At 69.4% G+C, this 25,772-nt stretch carries 26 protein-coding genes, 1 tRNA gene and 3 pseudogenes; 18 read left to right on the forward strand and 12 right to left on the reverse strand.

What is annotated here, in order from left to right; all coding sequences use genetic code 11:
* Positions 1-11 precede the first annotated feature (11 nt).
* The 3 genes from FEF34_RS34275 to FEF34_RS34285 all read right to left on the reverse strand — a co-directional run bounded on the left by FEF34_RS34275 (position 12) and on the right by FEF34_RS34285 (position 2,147).
* A complete protein-coding gene (locus FEF34_RS34275) occupies positions 12-620 on the reverse strand; it encodes an Rv1733c family protein (protein ID WP_138056633.1) in 609 nt (202 codons plus the stop codon).
* A 192-nt stretch (positions 621-812) separates the two neighbouring features.
* On the reverse strand, positions 813-1,637 hold the full coding sequence (locus tag FEF34_RS34280) for an MOSC domain-containing protein (protein ID WP_138056634.1): 825 nt from the start codon (positions 1,635-1,637) through the stop codon (positions 813-815).
* A 57-nt stretch (positions 1,638-1,694) separates the two neighbouring features.
* Entirely contained in the window at positions 1,695-2,147 is a 453-nt protein-coding gene (locus FEF34_RS34285; RefSeq protein WP_138056635.1) for a DUF6643 family protein, read from the reverse strand.
* 250 nt (positions 2,148-2,397) lie between these two features.
* Between FEF34_RS34285 and FEF34_RS34290 the strand changes: the two genes are divergently transcribed.
* Positions 2,398-3,690, forward strand: a complete 1,293-nt coding sequence (locus FEF34_RS34290; RefSeq protein ID WP_138056636.1) for a TerD family protein — start codon at positions 2,398-2,400, stop codon at positions 3,688-3,690.
* Positions 3,691-3,703: 13 nt separating this feature from the next.
* On the opposite strand, the gene FEF34_RS34295 is transcribed toward FEF34_RS34290, so the two are convergent.
* On the reverse strand, positions 3,704-4,885 hold the full coding sequence (locus FEF34_RS34295) for a glycosyltransferase (RefSeq protein WP_138056637.1): 1,182 nt from the start codon (positions 4,883-4,885) through the stop codon (positions 3,704-3,706).
* A 58-nt stretch (positions 4,886-4,943) separates the two neighbouring features.
* On the opposite strand from FEF34_RS34295, the gene FEF34_RS34300 reads away from it, so the two are divergent.
* The 6 genes from FEF34_RS34300 (at position 4,944) to FEF34_RS34325 (ending at position 9,406) form a co-directional block, all read left to right on the forward strand.
* Positions 4,944-5,747, forward strand: coding sequence for a glutamate racemase (locus FEF34_RS34300; protein WP_138056638.1), 804 nt, complete (start codon positions 4,944-4,946; stop codon positions 5,745-5,747).
* A gap of 135 nt (positions 5,748-5,882) precedes the next feature.
* Positions 5,883-6,446: a hypothetical protein gene (locus FEF34_RS34305; protein WP_138056639.1), complete on the forward strand. Its 564-nt coding sequence runs from the start codon at positions 5,883-5,885 to the stop codon at positions 6,444-6,446.
* A 220-nt stretch (positions 6,447-6,666) separates the two neighbouring features.
* A complete protein-coding gene (lnt, locus tag FEF34_RS34310; protein WP_138056640.1) occupies positions 6,667-8,271 on the forward strand; it encodes an apolipoprotein N-acyltransferase in 1,605 nt (534 codons plus the stop codon).
* A gap of 9 nt (positions 8,272-8,280) precedes the next feature.
* Positions 8,281-8,763: an NUDIX hydrolase gene (locus FEF34_RS34315; protein WP_138056641.1), complete on the forward strand. Its 483-nt coding sequence runs from the start codon at positions 8,281-8,283 to the stop codon at positions 8,761-8,763.
* 86 nt (positions 8,764-8,849) lie between these two features.
* A complete protein-coding gene (locus FEF34_RS34320; protein WP_138056642.1) occupies positions 8,850-9,053 on the forward strand; it encodes a hypothetical protein in 204 nt (67 codons plus the stop codon).
* A gap of 119 nt (positions 9,054-9,172) precedes the next feature.
* Entirely contained in the window at positions 9,173-9,406 is a 234-nt protein-coding gene (locus FEF34_RS34325; protein ID WP_138056643.1) for a hypothetical protein, read from the forward strand.
* Positions 9,407-9,479: 73 nt separating this feature from the next.
* Here the strand turns inward: FEF34_RS34325 and FEF34_RS34330 are convergent, their stop codons facing one another.
* Positions 9,480-10,313 (reverse strand): alpha/beta fold hydrolase, encoded by an 834-nt coding sequence (locus tag FEF34_RS34330; protein WP_199800712.1) that lies wholly within the window; start codon positions 10,311-10,313, stop codon positions 9,480-9,482.
* Positions 10,314-11,034: 721 nt separating this feature from the next.
* Entirely contained in the window at positions 11,035-11,619 is a 585-nt protein-coding gene (locus FEF34_RS34335) for a TetR/AcrR family transcriptional regulator (RefSeq protein ID WP_407698369.1), read from the reverse strand.
* A 153-nt stretch (positions 11,620-11,772) separates the two neighbouring features.
* Between FEF34_RS34335 and FEF34_RS34340 the strand changes: the two genes are divergently transcribed.
* The gene (locus tag FEF34_RS34340; RefSeq protein WP_138056645.1) at positions 11,773-12,732 is read left to right on the forward strand and encodes an alpha/beta hydrolase family protein; all 960 of its coding nucleotides are present in this window, start codon (positions 11,773-11,775) and stop codon (positions 12,730-12,732) included.
* A gap of 276 nt (positions 12,733-13,008) precedes the next feature.
* Here FEF34_RS34340 and FEF34_RS44030 read toward each other — a convergent pair whose 3' ends face one another.
* Together FEF34_RS44030 and FEF34_RS34350 are read right to left on the reverse strand one after the other, a co-directional pair.
* On the reverse strand, positions 13,009-13,134 hold the full coding sequence (locus FEF34_RS44030) for a hypothetical protein (protein WP_325063659.1): 126 nt from the start codon (positions 13,132-13,134) through the stop codon (positions 13,009-13,011).
* A 188-nt stretch (positions 13,135-13,322) separates the two neighbouring features.
* Positions 13,323-14,069, reverse strand: a complete 747-nt coding sequence (locus FEF34_RS34350; RefSeq protein WP_199800714.1) for a group II intron maturase-specific domain-containing protein — start codon at positions 14,067-14,069, stop codon at positions 13,323-13,325.
* Positions 14,070-14,124: 55 nt separating this feature from the next.
* Between FEF34_RS34350 and FEF34_RS34355 the strand changes: the two genes are divergently transcribed.
* From FEF34_RS34355 to FEF34_RS34360, 3 genes are all read left to right on the forward strand, one after another.
* The gene (locus tag FEF34_RS34355; RefSeq protein WP_138056647.1) at positions 14,125-14,325 is read left to right on the forward strand and encodes a hypothetical protein; all 201 of its coding nucleotides are present in this window, start codon (positions 14,125-14,127) and stop codon (positions 14,323-14,325) included.
* A gap of 135 nt (positions 14,326-14,460) precedes the next feature.
* On the forward strand, positions 14,461-14,757 hold the full coding sequence (locus FEF34_RS42150) for a transposase (RefSeq protein ID WP_199800715.1): 297 nt from the start codon (positions 14,461-14,463) through the stop codon (positions 14,755-14,757).
* A 62-nt stretch (positions 14,758-14,819) separates the two neighbouring features.
* The gene (locus FEF34_RS34360) at positions 14,820-16,139 is read left to right on the forward strand and encodes a transposase (protein ID WP_199800716.1); all 1,320 of its coding nucleotides are present in this window, start codon (positions 14,820-14,822) and stop codon (positions 16,137-16,139) included.
* 19 nt (positions 16,140-16,158) lie between these two features.
* On the opposite strand, the pseudogene FEF34_RS34365 reads toward FEF34_RS34360, so the two are convergent.
* Positions 16,159-16,518, reverse strand: a pseudogene (locus tag FEF34_RS34365) (transposase); the annotation flags it as partial.
* Positions 16,519-16,689: 171 nt separating this feature from the next.
* Between FEF34_RS34365 and FEF34_RS34370 the strand changes: the two are divergent.
* From FEF34_RS34370 to FEF34_RS34380, 3 genes and pseudogenes are all read left to right on the forward strand, one after another.
* A pseudogene (locus FEF34_RS34370) lies at positions 16,690-17,004 on the forward strand (ISKra4 family transposase); the annotation flags it as partial.
* Positions 17,005-17,294: 290 nt separating this feature from the next.
* Positions 17,295-18,935: a pyridoxal phosphate-dependent decarboxylase family protein gene (locus FEF34_RS34375; protein WP_138057899.1), complete on the forward strand. Its 1,641-nt coding sequence runs from the start codon at positions 17,295-17,297 to the stop codon at positions 18,933-18,935.
* A 437-nt stretch (positions 18,936-19,372) separates the two neighbouring features.
* Positions 19,373-20,773 carry an APC family permease gene (locus FEF34_RS34380; protein WP_138056648.1) on the forward strand — a complete coding sequence of 467 codons (1,401 nt, stop codon included), beginning with the start codon at positions 19,373-19,375 and terminating at the stop codon, positions 20,771-20,773.
* 184 nt (positions 20,774-20,957) lie between these two features.
* Here the strand turns inward: FEF34_RS34380 and FEF34_RS34385 are convergent.
* Positions 20,958-21,031 (reverse strand) — tRNA-Pro (locus tag FEF34_RS34385).
* Between the two features lie 165 nt (positions 21,032-21,196).
* On the opposite strand from FEF34_RS34385, the gene FEF34_RS34390 reads away from it, so the two are divergent.
* From FEF34_RS34390 to FEF34_RS42160, 4 genes and pseudogenes are all read left to right on the forward strand, one after another.
* Entirely contained in the window at positions 21,197-21,544 is a 348-nt protein-coding gene (locus FEF34_RS34390) for a hypothetical protein (RefSeq protein WP_138056649.1), read from the forward strand.
* Between the two features lie 138 nt (positions 21,545-21,682).
* The gene (locus tag FEF34_RS42155; RefSeq protein ID WP_199800718.1) at positions 21,683-22,297 is read left to right on the forward strand and encodes a recombinase family protein; all 615 of its coding nucleotides are present in this window, start codon (positions 21,683-21,685) and stop codon (positions 22,295-22,297) included.
* A 12-nt stretch (positions 22,298-22,309) separates the two neighbouring features.
* Positions 22,310-22,573, forward strand: a pseudogene (locus FEF34_RS43815) (recombinase family protein); the annotation flags it as partial.
* A complete protein-coding gene (locus tag FEF34_RS42160) occupies positions 22,574-23,278 on the forward strand; it encodes an MFS transporter (RefSeq protein WP_407698370.1) in 705 nt (234 codons plus the stop codon). It begins immediately after the preceding pseudogene.
* Between the two features lie 117 nt (positions 23,279-23,395).
* On the opposite strand, the gene FEF34_RS34400 is transcribed toward FEF34_RS42160, so the two are convergent.
* Both FEF34_RS34400 and FEF34_RS34405 read right to left on the reverse strand, forming a co-directional pair.
* Positions 23,396-25,120 carry an IS1182 family transposase gene (locus FEF34_RS34400; RefSeq protein WP_138057900.1) on the reverse strand — a complete coding sequence of 575 codons (1,725 nt, stop codon included), beginning with the start codon at positions 25,118-25,120 and terminating at the stop codon, positions 23,396-23,398.
* A 274-nt stretch (positions 25,121-25,394) separates the two neighbouring features.
* A complete protein-coding gene (locus FEF34_RS34405; RefSeq protein WP_234042658.1) occupies positions 25,395-25,652 on the reverse strand; it encodes a hypothetical protein in 258 nt (85 codons plus the stop codon).
* Positions 25,653-25,772: the final 120 nt, after the last annotated feature.

Below are 25,772 nucleotides of genomic sequence, written 5' to 3' on the forward strand. Positions count from 1 at the left end.
GGGTTGACCGCTCAGCTGTCCGCGCCCGTGCGGCCCCAGTCGGGACCGGCTTTCGCCCACTCGCGGTCGAGCGCCTCGTACCGCCGCTGCACCAGTCCCCGTACGACCAGCCGCCGGACGGCCTCCACCAGTCCCGCCGCCGCGGCGGCGGCACCGGTGCCCGCCAGCACGGAGTGGGCCCGTGCGGTGTCCGGGTCCATCGGGCGGGCCACCGGGGCGCCCCGCCGGTCCGTCCAGATCGGGAAGGTGTCGCCGGGACCGGCCGTGGGGACGGCGGTGGTCACCCTGCCGCTGCGCCGGGTGCCGTCCGGCGCCGTCCACTCGGCGACCACAGGCCTGCGTATCCGTTGGTCCACCGCCGAGTCCGGATCGGCTGCGGTGCGGCCCGGCGAGGGCGGGGCGTGCAGCACCCGGGCGATCGCGGGACGGCGCTCCGCGGACTGTGCCCGCACCGACTCCTGCATCGCCTCGTCGGCGAGCCCGCCGAGACCCCACCCGGCGGCAGGCACGGCGAGGACGAGCAGCAGCGCGGCGGCGCACGCCACCCACGCCTCGACCAGATCGGTCGTGCGGCGCAGCGGATTGTGCCGCCAGCGCCAGAGACCCGAGACCGCTCGCACCCTTCCGCACCCCCTCGCGCGTCGCCTCCTTCCGCACCCCCTCGTGCGTCAGTCATAGCCGCCCGGGGCGCGGCTCGTGCGCGTCTTGGGCGAAAAGAGAGCAATCGCACGTCACCCCGTTCCCTCAACGATCGTGTCTCCGCGGCGGGTTCCGCCGGAATGGGCGATTGACGCGGGTTCGGGCCGGGCAGGTCAGGCGAGGACGCGCACCGGGTCGCCGACGTGGACGGTGCCGGTGTGCTCGGGCACCAGGTTCTGGCCGAAGACCAGCCGGTCCCCGAAGCGGCGGTGCCGGGCGAGGGTGCGCAGCGGTTCCTTGCCGCGCTCGGCCGTGGCCTGGTCGGTTGTCGTCACGACACAGCGGCCGCACGGCTTGGCCACCCGGAAGGACACCTCGCCGACCGCGATCCGCCGCCAGTGGTCCTCGGCCCACGGGGCCGTGCCGTCCACGACGAGATTGGGACGGAAGCGGTTCACGGGCAACGGGCCCTCGTCCGGGTGGTCGCCCTGGGCGATCAGCGAGTTGAGCGCGTCGAGCGAGGCGACGGAGACGAGGAGCAGCGGGAAGCCGTCGGCGAAGGACACCGTCTCGCCCGGCAGCGCGTAGTCCGGGTCGATCGGGCGGCGGTACGCGGGGTCGTCGAGGTGCACCAGCCGGACGGGTGCGCCCAGGTACGAGCTGAACCATCGGTCGGAGGCGACGCCCGCCGGCACCGCCTCCACCTTCTCCCCGAACAGCTCCACGACGGCGGCGTCGGACGGCTCGGGCACCGTCACGGTCAGCGGTGCGGCACCCGGTGCGGTCAGCCGAACGGCGCCGTCCGGCAAGGGCGCGGCGGCGGCCAACGCCAGGCGCGGCTGCTGGCGTTGGGTGACCGCCCGGCCCGCCGCGTCGACGAGCATCCACCGCCGGTCGCCTGCGAGCCCCCAGGGCTCCACGGCAGCCTCGGCCGGCGCGTGTCCGGCGACGGACTTGACCGGATGGACGTGGAGGGAGCGGAGTACAGGGGGCGCCATACGGCCATCCTGCCAGGTGCTCCGCACCTACCGCCGGTCGCGCCGGCCGGACCGGTGTCAGTAGCCGCCGCCCTGGTACGGCCGGTTGTACGGATCGTCGTACGGTGCGGGCGCGGGTATCGGCCGGGGTGCCGCGGCCGGCCGCATCGCCTCGTAGCCGCCCGCCATCGGGCGGGCCATCGGCTGCGGCTGGCCGCCCGGGTAGCCGCGCGGGCCGGCGGGCTGCTGGGGGATGTACGGGGCCGCCGCCTGCTGCAGCGGGACCGGCTGTGGCACGGGCTGGGGGTAGCCGTAGGCCGGACCGGGCTGGGAGGGGGCCGCCGGAAGGGCGGGGAGGGCCGCGGGCAGCGCCGGCAGGTAGCTGTTGCCGGTGTCGTACGCGGAAGGCACTCGGATCGGCGCGATCTGAGGCGTGCCCCGCTCAGCGACCAGGGAGTCGTAGATCGGGGTGTCGGGGAACGACGGCGCGGAGTAGTAACCGCCACCGTAGGTGGAGCGGGGGGAGGTCATGGCACATAAGTTAAGCCCACGATGTGCTGGTTGGGGAGCCCGATAAGAGGGTTGTTTGACGTGTTACTTGTGACTGGGATTCCTCAATCCGAGCGAATCTGGGAAAAACGGTCGTTCTGAAGCCTCCAAATCGTGTAAAGGACAAGCTGGGACGGGGTTACCCACGGGTCGCGGGGGCTGTGCGGGCGGCGCCGCGGCTACCTTGTCCGCACACACTTCTCCGGGCACGAGGACCACGATGGGGGCGAGGATGTCCATGCTCAAAGGAGCCAATGTTCCGGTACCCGCACTGAACGTTCGGGTCGAGTTGGGCTGGAGTTCGGGAACGGGGGTCCCGGACGTGGACGCGTCGGCGCTGCTGCTCGACTCCGGATCGGGAAAGGTCCGCTCCGACGCGGACTTCGTCTTCTACAACCAGCCGGCCCACGCCTCGGGCGCGGTGCGCCACGAGGGCAAGCACGCCGCCGACGGTGCCACGACCGACCGGCTCGCGGTCGACCTGGGGCGCGTCGAGCCCGCCGTCGAGCGGATCGTGCTCGCCGCCTCCGCCGACGGAGGCAGCTTCGGACAGGTGCCGGGACTGTACGTACGGGTCGTGGACGCCGCGGCGGGCACCGAGATCGCGCGCTACGAGAGCCAGGACGCGACGGTCGAGACGGCCTTCATCCTCGGCGAGTTCTACCGGCGCCAGGGCGCCTGGAAGTTCCGGGCCGTGGGGCAGGGGTACGACAGCGGACTGGAGGGCCTCGCGACCGACTTCGGCATCACCGTCGACGAACCCCGGCAGGCGGCGCCCCCGGCTCCGCCCGTGGCGCCGCGGACGCAGGCGACCCCGGTGACGCCTCCCCCGTCGGTGGCACCGTCGCACACCCCGGCACCCGTCACCGCGCCGCCGCCCGCGCCCGTACGCCTCACCAAGGTCACACTGACCAAGGAGTCGCCGACCGTCTCGCTCAGCAAGCAGGGCGGCACCTCCGGCGTCATGCGGGTCAACCTCAACTGGGAGGTGCGCAAGCAGTTCACGGGCTGGGGCGCCAAGCTCGGCCGGGCCGTGGCCATGCACGCCGATCTCGACCTCGACCTGTGCGCGCTCTTCGAACTCACCGACGGCCGCAAGGGAGTGGTCCAGGCCCTCGGCAACGCGTTCGGCGCCCTCCACCAGCCCCCGTACATCCACCTCGACGGCGACGACCGCACCGGCGCGGTGGCCGCCGGCGAGAACCTCACCATCAACCTCGACCACCGGGACAAGCTCCGCCGCGTGGTCATCTTCGTCACCGTCTACGAGGGTGCACGCAGCTTCGCCGATCTGCACGCCACCGTCACCCTCCAGCCGCAGCACGGCGCCCCCGTCGACTTCTCGCTCGACGAGTGCACCGTCCCGTCCACCGTCTGCGCCCTCGCCCTGATCACCAACCAGGGCGGCGACCTCGTCGTTCAGCGGGAGGCCCGCTACCTGGTGCCGGAACGCGGAGTGAGCCCCCAGCGCACCATCGATTACGCCTACGGCTGGGGCATGAACTGGACGCCGGGCAGGAAGTGACCTACGCCGGGCGTCAACGGTCGGGTGCGGCCTCGGGACGGGAGTACGTACGCCCCTTCCAGGCCGCACCCCGCCCCCGGTAGTGCTGCACCGCCGAGTCCACCGTCATCAGCAGATAGAGCAGAGCGGTGAACGGCAGCGTCGGGGCGAGCCACAGCGTCTGCCGGTAGTAGCGGAGCACCGGGACGTACGTCACCGCCATCACCGCCCACGCCAGAAGTCCCGCCCAGCCGGCCACGGCGGACCCCGGTACCCCGGGGAGCGCCACGGCGTACACCGCGACGGGCGGTGACAGGTAGACGACCGCGAGTCCGGCGACCGTCCCCGCGAGCAGCAGCGGACTGTGGCGCAGTTGGGCGTAGGCGCTCCGGGACACCATCCGCCACAGGTCCGCGAGCCGTGGATAGGGGCGGACGCTGTCCACCCGCTCGGCGAGCCCCAGCCAGATCCGTCCGCCGGCCCGGCGCACCGCCCGTGCCACGGCGACGTCGTCGATCACCGCCTGCCGCACCGACTCCGGGATCCCGGCGCGCTCGGCCGTCTCCGTGCGCAGCAGCACACACCCGCCCGCCGCGGCCGTGGCACGCGCGGGCTCACGGTTGACCCAGCGGAAGGGGTAGAGCTGGGCGAAGAAGTACACGAAGGCCGGCACGACCAGGCGCTCCCAGCCGGTCGCCACCCGCAGGCGGGCCATCTGCGACACCATGTCCAGGCCGTTCGCGTTCGCGGCCGCGACCAGTTCGCTCAGACTGTCCGGCTCGTGCGCGATGTCCGCGTCGGTGAGCAGCAGGTAGTCGGGCCGCAGGGTGCGGGCCAGGGCGATGCCGTGCCGCAGGGACCACAGCTTGCCCGTCCACCCCGGCTCCGGGTCGCCCGGCGAGGTCACCGTCAGCGGCAGCCCGTCGTACTGCTCGCCCAGCTTGCGGGCCAGCTCGCCCGTGCCGTCCGTACTGCCGTCGTCGACGAGCACCACCGCCGCCCTGCCCGGGTAGGTCTGCCGCAGCAGCGACGGCAGGCTCTCCGGCAGCACAGCGGCCTCGTCCCTGGCCGGCACGACGATCACCACCGAGGGCCATCGGGCCGGCGTCGTCCGCCGCGGCAACCGCTGGTCCGTACGCCAGAAGAAGCCCTGCCCGAGCAGCAGCCACAGCCACGCGGCCAGGGAAGTCAGGGCGATCCACGCAAGGGGGCTCATTCGCCGCAGTGTGCACCACATCGCGGGGGCCGCAAGGCCCGTCGGCTAGGGTGACCGGGTGAAGATCGCGCTCATGGACTCGGGAATCGGCCTCCTCGCGGCGGCCGCCGCGGTGCGCCGGCTGCGGCCCGACGCCGATCTCGTCCTCTCTTCCGACCCCGACGGCATGCCGTGGGGTCCACGTACCCCGGAGGACGTCACCGAGCGCGCCCTCACCGTCGCCAGGGCGGCGGCCGCGTACCGCCCGGACGCGCTGATCGTCGCCTGCAACACCGCGTCCGTCCACGCCCTTCCGGCGCTGCGCACCGCGCTGGAGCCCGGCCTGCCGGTCATCGGCACCGTACCCGCGATCAAGCCCGCGGCCGCCGGCGCCGGCCACGTCGCCATCTGGGCCACCCCGGCCACCACGGGCAGTCCCTACCAGCGCAGGCTCATCGCGGACTTCGCCGACGGAGCCCGGGTCACCGAAGTGCCGTGCCCCGGTCTCGCCGACGCCGTCCAGTGGGCGGACCAGGCGGCCGTGGCCCGCGCCGTGGCCGCCGCGGCCGCGCTCACCCCTTCGGACGTACGCGCCGTGGTCCTCGGCTGCACCCACTACGAACTCGTCGCCGAGCGGATCCGCGCCGCCGTGGCGGAGGGCCGCCCGGAAGGGCTCCCGCCGGTCGTCCTGCACGGCTCCGCGGGGGCCGTCGCCGCCCAGGCGCTGCGGCGCGTCGGTGCACGTCCCGCGCCCGCGGCCGCGCCCGACGGCGGTCTGGCGGTACTGCTCAGCGGCCGTGCGGCGGAGCTTCCCGGAGCAGCCCGGGCGTACGCCGAGGGCCGGCTGCTCGACGCGGTGAAACCGGTCACGCCCGCACACTGAGCGGCGGCGCGCCGAGGAATCCGGTTCGCCCGGGACGACCTGGGCAGAAGCGGGGCAGAGGAGCCGTTCCCACGGCTCCGAGGACCTACCCACGAGGCAGTGCTCCCGAACCGGAAGGTGAGTACTGTGCGAGGCATGACGGACCACCCCCGTGACAAGGGGCAGGCCGGAGACCCGCCGCCCGCACTCTGGACCGGTCGCGCGACCAACAGACTCCAGTGGGTCCTGGCCGCCGCAGGAGCGGCCTGTATGGCCCTGGGAATCGAACTCGCCGTCGACGCGCCGTGGACGTCGGGTGTCGTCGCCCTGCTGATGTCGGTCATCGGCTGCGTCGCCGCCGGGCTGCTGATGCTCTTCGGGACCCTCGCCTTCGTCCATGTGGCGGTGAAGGTCGACAAGGACGCCATGGAGGTGCGCTGCGGCCACATGGGAGTGCCTCGGCGCAGGATCCCGCTCGCACAGGTCGTCGGCGCCGAGTTCGTCCCCAAGGTCACGCCCTGCCACTGGGGCGGCTGGGGCTGCCGCTGGCGTCCGGAGCAGGGCACCGCCGTCATCGTCCGGCGGGGCGAGGGCATCGTGCTCACCCTCGGCGACGGCCGCACCTTCACGGTCACCGTGGACGACGCGGAGGCCGCGGTCCGGGTGATCCGCGACCACCTCCGGCCGGGAGCCTCCACGGGGACGACCACGGCCGTCTGACCGGCGGCGGAACCCCGTCTCCCGCCTGTGGAACCCCTTGTCCCACCTGCGCGGAGAGGCGCCTCCTCCGCTGCCGGGGCGACCACCGGCCGTTGCCGGGAAGATCACCGGCCCCGTGCCCGCCGACGTCCACCCGCGCCGAGGGCGCGCGCTGCACGGTCGTCCTCCGCACCGGGGCCGCGCCGACGCAGGCGGGCCGCGTCGCCGTAGACTCCGGCACGTGAGCGCCACCATCACCCCCACCGGTACCCGGCAGCCCGTACCCGCCTCCTCCGACCGGGCCGGCCGGTTGCTGCGGCGGCTCGCCAGGCCCGCCGCGGCCGTGCTGTCCGGGGTCGTGCTGTTCCTGAGCTTCCCGCCGCGCCCGCTCTGGTGGCTGGCGCTCCCCGCTTTCGCGCTGCTCGGCTGGTGCCTCCGCGGGCGGCGGGCGCGGGCCGCGTTCGGGCTCGGCCACCTCGCCGGGCTGGGCTTCCTGCTGCCGCTGCTCGTCTGGACGGGAGAAGAGGTCGGCGCCGTCCCGTGGCTGGCCCTGGCCGCGGTCGAGGCGCTGTTCGTCGCCCTGACCGGCGTCGGCGTCGCCGTCGTGTCCCGGCTGCCGCTGTGGCCGGTGTGGGCAGCCGCCGTGTGGATCCTCGGTGAGGGGCTGCGCGCGCGGGTCCCCTTCGGCGGATTCCCCTGGGGCAAGATCGCCTTCGGTCAGGCGGACGGTGTCTTCCTGCCGCTCGCCGCGGTGGGCGGTACCCCCGTGCTGGGCTTCGCGGTCGCGCTGTGCGGCTTCGGGCTGTACGAGACGGCCCGCCGCCTCCGCCAGCAGCGGAGGACGGGCGAGTTCCCGCGCGGGCCGCTCGCCGCCGCCGCGCTCACCGTCCTCGTCCCCGTCACCGCCGCCGTCGCGGCGCTGCCCCTCGTCGACGACTCGGCCGAGGACGGCACGGCGACCGTCGCGGCCATCCAGGGCAACGTGCCGCGGCTCGGCCTCGACTTCAACGCACAGCGCCGGGCCGTCCTCGACAACCACGCGAACCGCACCGAGCAGCTCGCCGAGGACGTCGCCGCGGGCAGGGTGCCCGAGCCGGACTTCGTGCTGTGGCCGGAGAACTCCTCGGACCTCGACCCGTACCGCAACGGCGACGCACGGCTGGTGATCGACCGGGCCGTCAAGGCCATCGGGGCGCCGACCGTGATCGGGGCCGTTCTGACCCCCGACACCGGGCCGCTGCGCAACACCCTGATCACCTGGGACCCCGAGAAGGGGCCGGTGGCCACCTACGACAAACGGCACGTGCAGCCGTTCGGCGAGTACATTCCCATGCGGCCCTTCGTCCGCCTCTTCAGCTCCGACGTGGACCGGGTCCGCCGCGACTTCGGCCCCGGCGACAAGGTGGGCGTCTTCGATCTGGCGGGCACCAAGGTGGGCCTCGCCACCTGCTACGAGGCCGCCTTCGACTGGGCGGTGCGGGACACCGTCACGCACGGTGCCCAGCTGATCTCCGTTCCCAGCAACAACGCCACCTTCGGCCGCAGCGAGATGACCTACCAGCAACTGGCGATGTCCCGGGTGCGGGCGGTCGAGCACAGCAGGGCCGTCGTGGTGCCCGTCACCAGCGGTGTCAGCGCCGTCATCCGGCCGGACGGGACGATCGTCCAGCAGACCCGGATGTTCACCCCGGACGCCCTGGTCGCCGAGGTGCCGCTGCGTTCCTCCCTGACTCCCGCGACCCGCGTGGGCACTCTCCCCGAGGGCGTCCTCGCAGTACTCGCGCTGGGCGCCATGGGCTGGGTGGGTCGCACCCGCGCGAAGGAGCGTCGGGCCGCGGCCCGTTAGGGTCGGTTCATGGGCATCCCCGATTTCATCCGTGAGATCCGGACCACCGCCGGTCACCAGCTGCTCTTCCTGCCGGGGGTCAGCGCCGTGGTCTTCGACGACGGGGGACGGGTGCTTCTGGGAAGACGCGCCGACACGGGCAAGTGGTCGATCATCGGCGGCATCCCGGAACCGGGGGAGCAGCCGGCCACGGCAGCGGTGCGCGAGGTGTACGAGGAGACCGCCGTACGCTGCGTCCCCGAGCGCATCGTGCTCGTCCAGACGTTCGCACGGCCGGTGACCTACCCCAACGGCGACCGGTGCCAGTTCATGGACGTGTGCCTGCGCTGCCGGGCGGTCGGCGGTGAGGCACGCGTCAACGACGAGGAGTCGCTGGAGGTGGGGTGGTTCCCCGTCGACGCGCTGCCCGAGCTCGAGGAGTTCGCCCTCTTCCGGATCAAGCAGGCGCTCACCGACGGCCCGACGTGGTTCGACTCTACGCTGGCCGATTGAACTATGGGCGTTGGCCATATCGGTCGGCGTCGACTTCCCCACCGTTGGCGGCAGCGCGGAAGTCAACCCGCTGGCCGGTAACGCCGATGATCCCGGGCAGCTTCACGGTTCACGGCATCGACTTCGGGGCGAGCGCGGCCTGGGGTGCGGGCGTGAACATGGGAATTGAGTTCGGGATCGGCGCGGAAAATCCCAAGGGGAAGCAAGTTTGGGCGGCGCATGGAGGGATTGAATGCCTGCAGAAGTGGAAATCTCCATCGGATGCAATTTCACCGGCAGCGGTGGAATGATCAAGGATGCTATCAGCGACCTGTTCGGCTGATCTCCTATCTATGAACCCTGATGTCAGGTGGCCTGCCGCACCCATGAGTGCGGCAGGCCGTCCGGCGATTTACGATCTCATAGGGCGATGAAAATGAAACTTGCTGCAAAATTCAGTGACGACATCATTGTCAGGGTGGGGTTTGCCCCCTTCATGCTGATAATTGGCCTCCTGGTCCTGGCCAACTACAAGGGGGTTGTCGAGAAGGTTTACCTCAAGAGTCAGAGAAGGGCGGCCACCCCTTTCTGGGTCATCCTTTTTCGTGTGGGTGGATCCTTTTGGGCGATCGCCGCAATCACCTTGCTCATCGGGATCTGGTGACGGCTGCACGGCTTCGGGGCCACCCCGTGTGTACGGGGCACCCGGTGCGGCGCCGATCAGCGGGAGTGTCTAATTAGAGGTTGATCCTGGCGAGGAAGGAGCCGACTGCTGCGGCAACCTCGGGGGCCTTCTGCTCCATGAGAGGGATCATTCCGTCCTCGATCTCGACGACAGCCACGGACTTCGCGTTGGTGTAGACCTCGCGAAGTCTGTCTGTGTGCGGGTAAGACACCGGGTCTGCGGTGGCAGCGATGATCAGGACGGGAGCAGTGACCAGTCCGACCCTTTTCTCCATCTCGTAGGTAGCGCACGCACGGTGGCCCTCGGTCGGATCGACGCCCTCGGTGAGGGCGTCACGGATGAAGCGATGCAGAATTTCTGGATGGCCCTTGGGGTAGAGCGGGTAGCGCTTCGCCCAGAGTGCCATGAGGTGGGAACCATCCTCCTGTGCCGGCGCGTCATCCACGCCGTACGCCGGGTCGCTGGGATCCATGTTCGCCGCGGCTTCACGGAATTCTTCGTCTACCCATTCGCCCGCAGACATGATGGCCGCAGTGATCCGCTCCGGTACTGCGGAAGCAACTTCTGAGGCCACGAAGTAGCCGGTGTGGTGTCCGAGTATCGCGAATCGGCGAAGGCCCAGTGCATCGGCAAGGGCGATGACGCCGGCCGCGTAGTCTTCGATCCTCTGAGGGGCCGGAAACTTTGCCGACATGCCGAAGCCGTACATGTCCATGGCGATCACGCGACGTTCTACCGCGAGTAGGGGCTGCACCTCGCGGAACTCGTCAAGTGAGCGCGGGGTTTGGTGGACGAGGATCATCGGTTCACCGGTTCCTGCCTCGGCATAGTGAAGCTGCCCCAATGGGGTGTCCGCGTACCCATAGCGCAGGGAAATGTTCGACATTTTTGATCTCCAGGTCGGTCATCAAAGGATTTAAGACGTGCGCGGTCTGTGAAATGAAATGTAACTACAGTTCTCAGCGGCCAACGTCGCAAGTGTCGTTCGATGTTCTTCATCGCTATGCGGCGACCGTAGCGTCGAGTTTTGCTAGATTCGTTCGATGGGGTCGGGTTTCCAATGGCCAGCATGGGGGTCGCCCGTTGCGGTATTTCGAGATCTTCGCCGTTCCTCCACTTTCGGTGCCATAGGCGTTGTCCAGGCTGGCAGGTGTGGTGTACAGCGGCGAAGTCTCAGGACTTTCGAAACCAGGGGAGACGATGTGCAATGTCAACAGTATAGAAGAAGCGGTCGGAGCCGACCTCGTCGGCGAAGATCGAGCCAGGATCTCGACATTCCCGGACCAGTCACCTCGCGTACCGGACGAGTCCACGCCAGGAGCCGTTTATGGTGATTGCATTGTTTGAGCGGGCGGTGGCCCCCTCCGTGGAGTCGGTTGGTTGAAGCCGAGGGCCGGCGATCGCCACGTGACGAAGGCCGGTGTGCATCGCCGGCGCGGTCATGGCGATTTCCGGTTTCGAGCAGGCCCAGCCTGGTGCCGTGGCGGCGAACGCCGGGGTGGCGGAACGAGCGCGTGCGCGAGATCGATGACGACGACGGGCAACGGCTGCTGCGGATCTATCGCAGGGGTACCGGGTCGGTGGTGACCTGGCGCCGTGCGCAGACGTCACCGCAGTCCCCGGAGGAGCAGTTCGATCAGCCGGCGGGGGTCGTAGCGGGCGTCGGTGTCCCGTCCGATGCAGAGGTTGCCGATGCCGCGCATGAGTTCGTAGGGCTGGATGCCGGGCCTGATGTCGCCGGCGTCGACCGCGGCGTCGAGTAGTTGGGCGCAGACGGGCATCAGCCGGTCGAGGAAGTGGGTGTGCAGGGCGGCGAAGCGGTCGCTGTCGGACTGCAGGGCGTCCGCGAGCCCGTGCTTGGTGACCAGGAAGTCGACGAAGAGGTCGACCCACTGGCGCAGTGCGTCGAACGGGGAGGCGGCGCCGGCCAGCAGGGTCGGGCCGGCCTCGGCGCACGCCTCGATCTGGTGGCGGTAGACCGCGGCGACGAGGTCCGCGCGGGTCGGGAAGTGGCGGTAGAGCGTCCCGAGCCCGACGCCCGCCCGGGCCGCGATCTCGCGGATCGGCGCATCGACCCCCGAGGTCACGAAGACCTCCGCGGCTGCGTCGAGCAGCGTCTGCTGGTTGCGCACCGCGTCCGCCCGCTTGCTGCGGGATGACGCGCCTTCGGGCTGGCCTGCAGCGGGCACCAGGTACTCCTTCCCAAGACCGTTGACTAAACGGATCGCCGATCCGTATCGTAAGTGGAACATCGATCCGCTTCAGCTTAGCCGACAGCGGTCGCTCCGCCCTACCCCCGCCGGCCGAGACTCGCCGGCAGTGGGCCATCGAAAGGCACGCTCATCATGAGTAACCCCGCTCGCGCAGTCGACGCCCCCGGCTCGCCCACCCCCGTCCTCTCGGTCAGCCCGGTGGTGCTCCCGGCCCCCGATCGCGCCGTGGACCTGCAGGTGCGCGTCACCGCCCCGCTGACCGGGAGCGAGCTTCCGGTGATCCTCCTCTCACACGGTCTCGGCTTCTCCAACAACCTCTCCTCGCTGAACGGTTACGCCCCTCTCGCCAACATCTGGGCGGCACACGGCTTCGCGGTGATCCAGCCGACCCACCTGGACTCCAGGACGCTGAACCCGGATCCCGACACGTCCGAGGCCGCTGCGCACTGGCGCACCCGGGCCGAGGACATGAAACGCGTCCTCGACCGCCTCGACGAGATCGAGGCCGCCGTCCCGCAGCTCCCGGGGCGCCTGGATCGCAGCCGGGTCGCCGTGGCCGGGCACTCGATGGGCGGGCACACCGCGAGCCTTCTGCTGGGCGCCCGCCTCACCGATCCGCACGACGGAACCGAGGTCGACCTGGTGGAGCCCCGGATCACGGCGGGCGTGCTGCTCGCCCCGCCCGGCCGGGGCGGTGACGCCCTCACCGAGTTCACCGTCGAGAACTACCCGTTCTTCCTGACCACGGACTTCTCCACGATGACCGCGCCCGTGCTCGTCGTTGCCGGCGACAGGGACGACTCCGCCTTCCTGACGGTCGCCGGACCGGCCTGGCACGCCGATCCGTACAGGCTCTCCCCCGGCCCCAAGTCACTGCTCACCCTGCACGACGCGGAGCACGGGCTCGGTGGGGTCTCGGGATACGACGTCGCCGAAACCACGGACGAGAATCCCGAGCGGGTCGCCGCAGTCGCACGGCTCGCCTGCGCCTACCTTCGCAGCGAGCTCTACCCCGGGGACGCCGCCTGGCAGGCTGCCCGTGACGCCCTGGCCTCCGGCCCCGACCCGCTCGGACGGATCGAATCCAAGTAGGCCGAGGCCGGGCAGGCCCACCGGCCGAAGCGCCGCAGAAGGCATGGGCGTGGCCCTGTAATCGGCCGGGGTCCATCAGGACTGCTTCCGCCGCTCTCTGGCCGCCGTGGCCAGTACGGGCTACGGCGTCATGGCCGTCGTCCTGCACCGTCTCGGCTCACCGCAGGGCGTCGCGGACTATCTCGCGTTCTGTCTGACCCTGGTCGTACGCACGGCGGCGGGCTGCTTTCGGATCGGCGACGGGGCCGGGGATGCAGGGCTCCGGCAAAGTCGTGATCATGCTGTCAGGAGCAGATTGATGGGGCGGTTGGTGTCTCGGGCGTGGTGCCGTAGGGCGGCTGCGATGTTGTGGTGTCCGTTCAGGCGGAGCAGGGTGATCGTGGTGTTGCGCAGGCTGGCCATGACGCGAGGGGTGTTGCCGGTGCGGACCTGGGAGCGGTCTTCGTTGAAGGTGACGTCGCGGACCCAGTGCAGGCGGTTGTACGAGTCGGCCAGGGGCGCGTTTCCGCCGTTTCTGGCGGGCGTTTCCCCTGGCCGCTCGTCCGAACCCGGCGTGCCAGTTTCCCGGCACCGGGCTCTCTACGAGTCCCTCAAGCGGTGGTGTGGGCTGGTCGTCCGGACCACGGGGTGGGGATGGTGTTGCCCCGGTAGCGGTATCGCCGGATGGGTACCTTCGCGGGGTTGAACAGTTCCACACCATCGGCGGTGAATCCCCACCGGTTGTGGGGGCTGCCGTAGGTGCGGGTGATCCATCTCCAGTGCCGGCGCCGGTGGCGTCGGCGTAGCCACTTCCATACGCGGTGCCACAGGTGGTGTTCCAGCTCACTGAAAGTGATCTTGGATGCGCCGTGGCGGAAGTAGGCGGTCCAGCCCCGGAGGGTCTGCCCGAGGAGGGTGAAGACCGTGCCGGGGTCGATGTTCATCGTCTGTCGTCCGGTCAGTTCCTTGACCCGGGACCGGACCGACTTGACGGCCTTGTCGCTGGGATAGGTGTAGACCATGCGGCGGTTCGAGCCCCATTGGACGTGGCGCTGGATGTGCCAGCCCAGGAAGTCGAAACCGCCGTCAATATGGACGGTTCGGGTCTTGCCCTCGGCCAGACGCAGCCCGATGGTGGCGGCGACGTCTGCGACCTCGTCGCGGAGCGCTTCAGCGTGCTCCCGGGTGCCTAACACCATCACTGCGAGGTCGTCGGCGTACCGGACAAGCCGGTAAGTCGCTCCTCCTTCGCGGCGGTGGCGGCGCCGGTGCCATTCCTTGGAAAGGCTTCGTCGCTTCGCGTCGAAGTGCTCGTCGATCACGCCCAGGGCGATGTTCGCGAGCAGCGGGGACAGCACGCCCCCAACGCAATGGATAACTCAGGCGCGTGTCACCCTCCGTATCGGTGACGTGATGTTGTCGATCACCCTCGGTGGCCTGTTCGCGGACCGGGATGCGGTGCCGGATGGTGATCTTTTCGGGACCGATGAGGACGTCCTTGACCAGGAGCCGCAGGACGCGCTGACGCTCGGGGACCTCGGCCGTGGCGGTTTTGCCGCGGAGCTGGACTCTGTTGCTGAATTGCCTGCAGGGGCACTGGACAGTTCGGCATGATCATTAGTGCGGTCGTTGTGTCTGCCCCGATCGCAGGGGGTCGGTGTGGTGTCCATGCGACCGGGGGGATTGCCGCCTGTTCCGGAACAGACCGCCAGGACGGCCCGCGCCGCCTTTCCCGGTGGCAGCCTGCCCATGCGCCTGCGTGACCACCTTGCCGAAGTCTTCGACGACGCGTTGTTCACCGATGCCTTTCCCGACCGCGGTACTCCCGCCCAGTCCCCGGCGCTGCTTGCCCTGGTGACGGTGCTGCAGTTCACCGAGAACCTCACCGACCGGCAGGCCGCGGACGCGTCACGGGACCGCCTGTCGTGGAAGTACGCGCTGGGCGCGGAGCTGTCCGATGCCGGCTTCGACTTCTCCGCGTTGTCGAGGTTCCGTGCCCGGCTGGCCGGCATGGCCTGGAACGGATCCTCTTCGACAGGCTCGTAGAGTACTGCCGCGAGGCCGGGCTGATCAAGGCCGGTGGCAAGCAGCGTACCGACTCCACCCACGTGCTCAGCGCGGTCCGTGACCTGAACCGCACCGAGCTGGCCGGGGAGAGTGTGCGGGCCGCTCTGGAGGCGCTGGCGGTGGCGGCGCCGTCCTGGCTGGCCGGGGCGATCGATGTCGCCGAGTTCGCCGAACGCTACGGGCCGCGCGTCGACGGCTGGACGATGCCGGGCTCGAAGACCAAGCGGGACCGGCTCGCCCAGGTCTTCGGCCAGGACGCGCTGGCCCTGTGCCGGGCGGCCTGGTCCGATACCGCCCCGGTGTGGGTCCGTGAGATCGAGGCGGTGGCCCTGTTGCGGCAGGTCATGGTGCAGACCTACATCGTCCGCACCGATGCCCGGGGACGTGAGGTGATCAAGAAGCGGGACGCCGACGACAGCGGGGTCCCGCCCGGCCATATCCGCCTGGCCTCCCCCTACGCCCCCGACGCCCGCTGGTCGGCCAAGGGCGATGACCTCTTCTGGCTCGGATACAAGGTTCACCTCACCGAGACCTGCGACACCCTCCCCGAAGCCGAAGCCGAAGCCGAAGCCGAAGCCGAAGCCGAAGCCGAAGCCGAAGCCGAAGCCGAAGCCGAAGCCGAAGCCGTGAGGCTTCCATTACGGCTGATCACGGACGTTCACACCACTGAGGCGACCGTTCCGGACGTCAAGGCCACCGCGCCCGTCCAGCAGAACCTGGCCGAGCGGCAGGTCGCACCGGGCGAGCACTACCTCGACTCCGGATACGCCTCCGTCGACCTGGTCGTGGAAGCGGCGGGCCGGGGCATCGGCATGGTCACCCCACTCCTGGCCGACCACTCGCACCAGGCCAAGGCCGCCGAGGGCTTCGACAAGAGCGCCTTCCGCGTCGACTGGAGGGCCCGCCAGGTCCACTGTCCCCAGGGGGCCACCAGCGCCGGCTGGTACCCGGTCGTCCAGCATGGCCGCGACGCCATCGTGATCGACTTCGCCCGGGCCGACTGCAGGCCCTGCCCCTCCCAGGCCACATGCACCACCTCCATCCGCGGCACCCGCATGCTCACCCTGCGGCCTCGTGAACTCCACGAACGCACCACCACAGCCCGCGCCGAGCAGGACACCGAGTCCTGGAGGGCCAAGTACGCCCTCCGCGCGGGCATCGAGGGCACCGTCAACCAGGCCCTCGACGTCACCGGCATCCGCCGGGCCCGCTACCGCGGCCTGCCGAAAGTCACCCCCCAACACGCCTTCTCCGCCACCGCTGTCAACATCGTCCGCCTCGACGCCTGGTGGACCACCGACCCCCTACGCAAGCCTCGCACCAGCCGACTGGAACGCCTCAGCCACCAGCTCGCCAGCTGACGAATTCAGCAACAGAGTCGTCGTCGACGCTGCGGGTGGACACGCCATGGACGTATGCCTCGATGATGACGGCGTAGAGGGCCTGGTCGACGCGGCGCCTGCGCTCGAGGAGGCTGGGGAAGAAGGTGCCGGCGCGGAGTTTGGGGATCGCGAGTTCCAGGTCGCCGGCCTGGGTGGTCAGGGTCCGTTCGCGGTGGCCGTTGCGATAGGCGGTGCGGGTCTCGGTGTGCTCGCCCCATGCGGCACCGATGTGCTGTGTCGCCTCGGCTTCTATCAGTTCTTGCAGGACTCGTTCGGCCGCGGACCGGACGATCTCCAGTCCGTCCGCCGAGCGCAGTGACTCCAGAAGGCGGAGCAGGTCATCATGGGCCAGGGCCATCGTGCACCTCCCGGTCGGATTCACCGTTCACCGCGGAGAGTTGCACGGTGGCCCGTCCTCGTTCAGGGCGCACGAGCGGTCCACCAGGGGCAACGCGGTGGCGAGCTGGGGGCGCACATCGGCCAAGAACGACTACACCACACCACGGGACGCCATCCAGAGCTGCCCGAGTCGAAGCGGGCCGGGGTGGGCAAGGCGGTCGGCTACCTGCGGGCGAAACTGCCGTATCTGAGCTACGACACCGCGCTGGAGGAGGGCTGGCCGATCGCCACCGGCGTGATCGAAGGCGCCTGCCGGCACCTGGTCAAGGACCGGATGGACATCACCGGCGCCCGCTGGGGGCTGGAGGGCGCGGAGGCCGTCCTCAAACTGCGCGCCGCGCTGAGCAACGGCGACTTCGACGCGTACTGGGAATACCACATGCAACGCGAACACCTGCGCATCCATGCGATCCGCTACCGCGACACCCTCGAACTCACGGCATGATCACAGTCCCTCAAAGCGAACTACACCCAATCCGGTTCCATAGCAGCCTCCTGCACGGGGACACCTACCCGAGTTGCCCGACCTCTCCAGGCGCGGAAGGATGGGGGTGGGTGACTACTGATCTGACGACAACGACGGTTCGCCAGATCAGTGCTTGCAGTGATCCGCCCTGCTGGATGCGACGCCGGTCGGACGGACGGCGTGCCTCCGGGTACTGCGTCGACTCCCTTTTCCTGGCGGTCGGCACCTCTTACCAGGCAGCATGTTCACGTCTGGAGTAGCAGTTGACTTTGCGGTACCAGGACATCCTTGCGGGCCTGCGCGACGCGTTTCCCCAGCCCGTGAGTGCACCCTTCCATGACTCCTACGTCGCCCACACCGTCCTGCGCGCACTCGACGGACTGGACGACCTCAAGAACGACACGCCCCTGCTCGGCCACCGTGAGGACCTGGACTACGACACGGCTCGCGCGACCACACTCGCGGAGGAGGGCGAGCCGCTGGAAGCAGTGGTCGCCGAGTTGGTTTCCTATTTCGAAGGTTTCACCATCTGGGGCCACCCACACACGCAGCAGAACGTCATACCACCTGCGACCATCCCCTCGGTCGTCGGCATGACACTCGCACACATGTACAACCCGAACATCGTCTCGGACGAGTACAGTCATCGCGTCGCCGTGGCCGAAGTCGAAGTGGTGGCGGCATGCTCGTCGCTGCTTGGCTACACACCGCATCAGGCGGGCGGGCTGTTCACGTTCGGCGGCACCGCAACGAACCTCTACGGCGTCAAGGTCGGGCTGGAGAAGGCCCAGCCCGGCGCGATGAACACCGGCACTCGCGACGAACTCGTGACCTTCGCCAGTGACCGCAGCCACTACTGCCGAATCACCGTCGCGGGTTGGCTGGGTATCGGAACGGACAACTCGATCGCCGTACCCACCAACAACCGAAGCGAGATGGACGTCGGAGCGCTGCGCAGCGCCATGGAACAGGCCATCAGCGCAGGCAAGAAGATAGCCGCCGTCATCTGCACGATTGGCACGACCGATGCCTTCGGTATCGACGACCTGGAAGCCGTTGTCCGAACGCGCGACGAACTGGTGGAGAAGCACAGTTTGTCGTACAAGCCTCACGTCCACGCCGACGCGGTGAGCGGCTGGGCGTGGTCCGTGTTCAACGACTACGATTTCGAGGCGAACCCGCTGGGATTCAAACCGCTCACGATCCGGGCACTCTCGGACGCCAGCCATCGCATCAAGGCGCTCAGCATGGCTGACTCCGTGGGCGTCGACTTCCACAAGACCGGCTTCACGCCGTACATCTGCAGTCTCATCCTGTTCAAGGACGGCCGCGACCTGCAACTGCTCGGCAGGGAACCCGAGACGATGCCGATGCTCTACCAGCACGGCGACTACCACCCGGGGCTGTACACACTGGAAACCTCGCGCATGGGCGGCAGCGCCCTGGCGGCCCTCGCGAATCTCCGTCTGTTCGGCAAGCAGGGCTGGCGAGCCGTACTCGGGCACCTCATCGATCTTTCGCAGCATCTGCGTGAGCAACTGGCGGGGCAGCCGCGTATCCGTGTGCTCAATCGGGAGAGCCTCGGCATCGTCACGCTGTTCCGCGCCTATCCCGACGGAGTCGACACCTTCGACATAGAGGAGCGTGAGCTGAGTGACCCGGCCATGCGGGAGGAGGTCCGCGCCCACAACGAATACAACCGCCGCGTCGCCGACTACCTGCATGACCGGGCCATGCACGGCCTGGGCGTTGCCATCTCTCGAACGGAGGCCTATCAGGAGACTCACTACGGTGAGCCGGTTCTGGCACTGAAGTCCTACCTCGTTTCGCCGTTCGATGACGAGGCGAGCGTGGAGCTGGTGGTGCAGAACGTGCTTCAGGCACGCCAGGCGCTCGCCCAGGAGGACTGACGCCGCAGTCTTCATCGGATGACCTCGACCGCTCACGCCAGCGCCGTAGCCGTCGCCCTTCGGGCCCGTTGGCCCGCACGCCGCCGGCAAGGCCGCGCCGTCTCCTTCGGCCGGTCGTGCGGTGGCCCTGTGTCATATTCGGCGACCGAAGACATTCCCCCGCCTGCCGCGTAACCGGCCATCCGTCGGGCCCCGCGCGGCGCGCACGCGCGTCCCTTCGACGGGTTCAGCAACCGCCCCGCTTCGTGCGCGAAACAGCGGCCGCGGAATCAGAAGGGGGAACTGCGCGTGGTGTTGCCGGCACCACCGGCGATCACCCCTCTATCGTGCGGGGAAGGAGCGACGTGACGCCGCCCCTCGCCGCCTCTTTCGCCCCTCACTTCGCCCATCGGCTGGTCCCGCGGCGTCTCCGCCGTCACTGATGGAAGAGGGAGAGTTTGTCCGAGCAGCCCCTTGACGAATCTTCCCCCGCTCCGCGCAACTCAGGCGACACACTGTCCCGGTTCGGGTACGAGCAACAGCTCAGCAGGAGCTTGCGGCTGCGCGATCTGCTGGTGTACGGCCTGATCTACATCGTCCCGATCGCGCCGTTCGTCATCTTCGGTGTGGTCTTCGACGCCTCCAAGGGCATGGTGGCGCTCACGTACCTCGCCGGTCTGGTTGCGATGACGTTCACGGCCCTCAGCTACCGGGAGATGTCCCGGGAGTTCCCCATCGCAGGCTCGGTCTACTCCTACGCAGGACGGGGGCTGGCACCCGAAGTCGGATTCATCTCCGGATGGATGGTCCTGTTGGACTACCTGCTGGCACCGACTCTGCTCTACGTGACCGGGGCCGTCGCGATCCAGTCCGTACTTCCCTCTGTGCCGCAGCATGTGTGGATCGTGGTCTTCGTGGCCTTCAACACCGCGGTCAACCTGATGGGCGTCGTCATCACGGCCGCCATGAACAAGATGTTCCTGGTGGTGGAACTGACAGTGCTGGTCATCTTCATGGTGTTCGCCGTCATCGCCGTGGCCCAGGGCAAGAATGGTGCGCACTGGAGCCTGAACCCGATCTACAACCCGTCGGTGTTCTCACTCGGACTGATCTTCTCCGCGCTGTCGGTCGCGGCTCTGTCGTTCATCGGCTTCGACGCCGTCTCCACGCTGGCCGAAGAGGTCAAAGGCGGCCCCAGGATCGTCGGCCGCGCCACGCTGCTGTGCCTGCTCATCGTCGCCGTGCTGTTCATCGCCCAGACCTACCTGGCCGCACTCCTGCTGCCCGGTCAGACGAGCCTTCCGAACGAGGCGGCCGAGAACACCGCGTTCTACGACGTCGCCGAGATCGCGGGTGGTATGTGGCTGAGGAACCTCACCGCAGTCACCACCGTGCTCGCCACGGCTGTCGCGACCTCACTCGTTGCGCAGACGGCCACGTCGCGTCTGCTGTTCGCCATGGCGCGTGACGGCCATTTGCCCCGCTTCCTGGCACACGTCAACCCCAAGCGCCGGGTACCCGAACGCGCCCTCGTCCTCGTGGCCGCCATCAGCCTCTCCCTGGGGCTCCCCCTTGCCGGCCAGGTGGACCTCGTCGCCTCGCTGGTGAACTTCGGAGCCCTGTTCTCCTTCCTGATGCTGCATCTCTCGGTCGCGTTCCACTTCCTGGTCCGCCGCCGCGAGGACACCTACGGCATGCACCTGGTGGTCCCCTTCTTCGGCTTCGTGATCAACGGCTACGTGCTCTACAGCGCCAACCGGCACGCCCAGATCGTCGGAAGCTGCTGGCTGGCCGTCGGGCTGGCCGTCCTGGTGGTGCGCCGCGCCAAAGGCCGCTCCATCACCCTCAGTCACGATTAGCGAGGCTGCGTAGGGGCGGTGCACACCCTCATGCCCGTCGGGCGCCTGCCGGAGTGGACTACCGAGCCCGATCGTGGTCCCCCGCTGCCGCGGTCAAGGCGAGTCGGTCCCCAACTGGTCCCAAAAGACCAAGGGGCCGTTTCAGATCACTCTGAAACGGCCCCTGACCTGCGACTTTCACAAGTCGGGACGACAGGATTTGAACCTGCGCCCCCTTGACCCCCAGTCAAGTGCGCTACCAAGCTGCGCCACGTCCCGGTGCGCGGTCCCCGGGTCTCTGCCCGGCTGATCGCACAAGGGAAACCTCACGCCCCCAACGCAATGGGCAACTTCTGCTTCGAGGTGACGCTCGGTTATCGGAGGCTGGAACTCCTTCCCCGCGCCGAGGGTAAGGGGCGTCACAGTGGGTAGTAGGTTTGTGACATGGTTCGTGGCGATCGTGTCGATGGCGTCGAGTACGCCCGGCGGATCAACGCCGCCGCTGATCTGGTCGAAGCGGGTATGCCCGCCACCGACGCCGCACACACGATGGCCAGCAGGTATGGCGTGTCCGTACGCCAGGCACGCCGGTATGTGGAGCAGGCGATGGCTGCTGGCCGGGTTGAGGTTCCCGAGACGAGTGTGGTGTTCACCGTCAAGCTGCCGGGCTCGCTGGCAGGGCAGGTGCGTGCGCACGCCCGCGCCCGTGAGGCCACCCTCTCGTCGGTGGTGGCCCGGGCCCTGGCCGAGTTCCTGCAGCGTGACGAGCCGGGGAAGCGTTCGGGCCCGTGAGCGGGCGGGGCCAGGAGGTTCAGACGGAGTACGTCTTCGACCGGCACGCGGCTGCGGATCTGTCGGCGGCGTACGCCCTGTTGGCGCCACAGCGGCGGGTCCGGACGGGGACCGGCCGGGAGAAGGGAGGGCCGCCCGGTGACCAGCGCGGCGATCTACGCTCGGGTGTCCTCGGCCCGGCAGAAGAAGGACCAGACGATCGGCTCGCAGACCGCAGCCCTGCGTGCACATGCCGCCCGGCTGCATCTTGAGTTGCCCGAGGAGTGGGTGTTCGAGGACGAGGGGCACTCCGGCGCCACGCTGGTGCGGCCCGCCCTGGAGCGGCTGCGGGACCTGATCGCCACCGGATGCGTGGATGTGGCGCTGTGCTACAGCCCGGACCGGCTGGCCCGCAAGTTCGCTTACCAGGCCCTGCTGATCGAGGAGTTCGCCCGTTGCGGCTGCCGGGTGGAGTTCGTCAAGGGCCCGCGGGGCGACAGCCCCGAAGACCAGCTGCTGATCCAGTTCCAGGGCATGTTCGCCGAGTACGAGAAGGCCCAGCTGATGGAACGCTACCGACGCGGCAAGACCTACCGGGCCCGCACCGGCTCGGTCAACGTGCTCGGTGGCGCCCCGTTCGGCTACCGCTACCTGCGGAAAACCCCTGAGCACGGCGCGACTTACGAGATCGTCGAGCACGAGGCGGCGCTGGTGGCCGAGTTGTTCCGCCGCTACACCGACGAGGGCGCCTCGATCGCCGAGCTGACCCGCTGACTCACCAGCACCGGCACCTCGACCCGCACCGGCAAGGCCCGGTGGGACCGCAGCGTCGTGTGGGGCATGCTCCGCAACCCTGCCTACATGGGGTCGGCCGTCTTCGGCAAGACGATGACAGTCCACGAGTCGCCCGGCCTGAACCGCATCGCCCGCCTTGAGGGCCGCTCCACCCCACGCGCCGTCAAGGCCGTCGACCGGCCCCGCGAGGAGTGGATCGAGATCCCGGTCCCCGCGATCATCAGCCGTGCCACGTTCGAACGCGCAGCTCAGCGCCTGGCCGACAACAAGAAGTACGCCTCCCGCAACAGCAAGGTGCCCTCCCTGCTCCAGGGCCTGGCCGCCTGCGCCGGCTGCGGATACGGCTACGTGCGCCGCACAGCCGGTCTGTGGGTACCTCTGGCGATAATGGCGCTCATCGGCACCCTCGCCTGCAATTTCCAGGTCCTCCTGCCGCTGCTGGTACGCACTGTCATGCATGGCGGAGCGCGAACCTACGGCTTTCTGTCCTCCGCCATGGGGCTGGGCTCCATGGTCGGCGGATTCGTGGTCGCCTCCCTGGGCCAGGTCGGCGTCGTCCCCTTGATCGGCGCCGCGGTCGGCTTCGCCGCCACGGTCGCCGCTGCAGCGGCGGTGTCAACCGTACCCGCTGAAGCGGTGGTCCTGACCTTGGTTGGTGTGGCAAGCACCGTCTTCCTCGCCATCGGCTATACGACCCTGCAACTGGTCAGTGATCCAGCATTCCGGGGCCGGGTTGCGGCCTTGTGGTCCGTCGCGTTCCTGGGCAGTGCGCCAGTCGGCGGGCCCATCATCGGTGTGGTCTCACACCACCTCGGTCCGCGCGTCGGGCTCGCCCTTGGCGCGGGTGCCTGCCTTGCCGCCGCCGTCCTGGGTCTGGCTGCATTGCCCGGTATCCCGCAAGCGGCACGCTCCATCAGACATGGCGCGGGCGTGATCCCCTGGTCGGACGGCAAGGCGTAGGAACCCCCATCCAACCGGACCGGAACACGCCTGCGCACCTCGTCCACCCCACGAAACCCCACGTCACAGGCCTACAAAACGACTTTGCCGGAGCCGTGGACTCTGTTGCTGAATCCTTCAGCCGGCGAGTTGGTGGCTGAGGCGCTGCAGTCGGCTGGTGCGGGGCTTGCGTAGTGGGTTGGTGGTCCACCAGGCGTCGAGGCGGACGATGTTGAGGGCGGTGGCGGAGAAGGCGTGTTGGAGGGTGACTTTCGGTAGCCCGCGGTAGCGGGCCTGGCGGATGCCGGTGACGTCGAGGGCCTGGTTGACGGTGCTCTCGATGCCGGCGCGGAGGGCGTACTTGGCCCTCCAGGACTCGGTGTCCTGTTCGGTTCTGGCTGTGGTGGTGCGTTCGTGGAGTTCACGGGGACGCAGGGTGAGCATGCGGGTACCGCGGACCGAGCTGGTGCAGTTGGTCCGGGAGGGACAGGGACGGCAGTCGGCTCGGGCGAATTCGATCACGATGGCGTCTCGTCGGTGCTGGGTGACCGGGTACCAGCCGGCGCTGGTGGCCCCCTGGGGACAGTGGACCTGGCGGGCCTTCCAGTCGACGCGGAAGGCGCTCTTGGCGAAGCCCTCGGCGGCCTTGGCCTGCGGGGAGTGGTCGGCCAGGAGCGGGGTGACCATGCCGATGCCCCGGCCCGCCGCTTCCACGACCAGGTCGACGGAGGGGTATCCGGAGTCGAGGTAGTGCTCGCCCGGTGCGACCTGCCGCTCGGCCAGGTTCTGCTGGATGGGCGCGGTGGCCTTGACGTCCGGAACGGTCGCCTCGGTGGTGTGGACATCCGTGATCAGCCGTAATGGAAGCCTCACGGCTTCGGCTTCGGCTTCGGCTTCGGCTTCGGCTTCGGCTTCGGGGAGGGTGTCGCAGGTCTCGGTGAGGTGGACCTTGTATCCGAGCCAGAACAGGTCGTCGCCCTTGGCCGACCAGCGGGCGTCGGGGTCGTACGGGGAGGCCAGGCGGATATGGCCGGGCGGGACCCCGCTGTCGTCGGCGTCCCGCTTCTTGATCACCTCCCGTCCCCGGCCATCGGTACGGATGATGTAGGTCTGCACCATGACCTGCCGCAGGAGGGCCACCGCCTCGATCTCGCGGACCCACACCGGCGCGGTATCGGACCAGGCCGCCCGGCACAGGACCAGCGCGTCCTGGCCGAAGACCTGGGCAAGCCGGTCCCGCTTGGTCTTCGAGCCCGGCATCGTCCAGCCATCCACGCGCGGCCCGTAGCGTTCGGCGAACTCGGCGACGTCGATCACGCCGGCCAGCCAGGACGGCGCCGCCACCGCCAGCGCCTCCAGAGCGGCCCGCACACTCTCCCCGGCCAGCTCGGTCCGGTTCAGGTCACGGACCGCGCTGATCACATGGGTGGAGTCCGTGCGCTGCTTGCCACCGGCCTTGATCAGCCCGGCCTCGCGGCAGTGCTCGACGAGCCTGTCGAAGAGTGTCCGCTCCAGGCCGTGCCCGACCAGCCGGGCACGGAACCTCGACAGCGCGGAGAAGTCGAAGCCTGCATCGGAGAGCTCCGCGCCCAGCGCGTATTTCCACGACAGGCGATCCCGCGACGCGTCCGCCGCCTGCCGGTCGGTCAGGTTCTCCGTGAACTGCAGCACCGTCACCAGCGCGAGCAGGGCCGGAGACTGGGCGGGAGCCCCACGATCGGGAAACGCATCGGTGAACAACGCGTCGTCGAAAACCTCGGCAAGGTGGTCACGCACGCGCATGGGCAGGCTCCCACCAGGGAAGGCCGCACGGGCCGTTCTGGCCGTCTGTTCAGGAATGGACGGCAATCCCCCCGGCCGCATGGACACCGCGCCAACCCCCTGCGGCCGGAGCAGACAGAACGACCGCACCAACGATCATGCCGACCTGCCCGTGCCTCTGCAGGCAATTCAGCAACAGAGTCGCCGTGGCCGGGGATGCCTCTCGCAGGAGTGAATGGTCCTGCCCCGTGCGGGCAGCTCGGCCGGAGCCTCGCCGAGTGAGTCGCCCGCCGGGCCGACGGAATCGCGCAACCGCGTCGGCCGACCATCCGACGCCCACGCCGCCAAGCGGCCGTCGACGTCCCGGCGCCGACACCTACGAACCGGTGCCGATGCCGAGTCGGCCGCCGGCCACGCCGGTACCGGCAGAACTCGGCCCCGTGAGCGGGACGTTCGGGAAGCTGAGCGTCCGGTAGACGGCCACGCCGCCCGCCGGTTCCGTGCAGGCCTGCGCCGCGTCGGTGGCGCGGCGCGGGCATGCGGGGTCCGCGGCGTCGAGCAGCACCCCCGGTGCCGTCCCGCTGTGGCCCACGGCGACGCCCGGTCCGCCGACCTCCCGGCAGATCTCACACATACGGCCTTGAGAAGTTCGCGAAGTACCTGCGCGACCTCGAGGGCTGAACTCGGCCCGCGGGGGCCGTGCCCGGACGGAGACGGCCCCCGCGCACAGCTCCCGCCGGTGAGCGGTCGCCCA

Origin of the sequence: Streptomyces marianii (assembly GCF_005795905.1) — a bacterium.
Taxonomy (GTDB): Bacteria; Actinomycetota; Actinomycetes; order Streptomycetales; family Streptomycetaceae; genus Streptomyces; species Streptomyces marianii.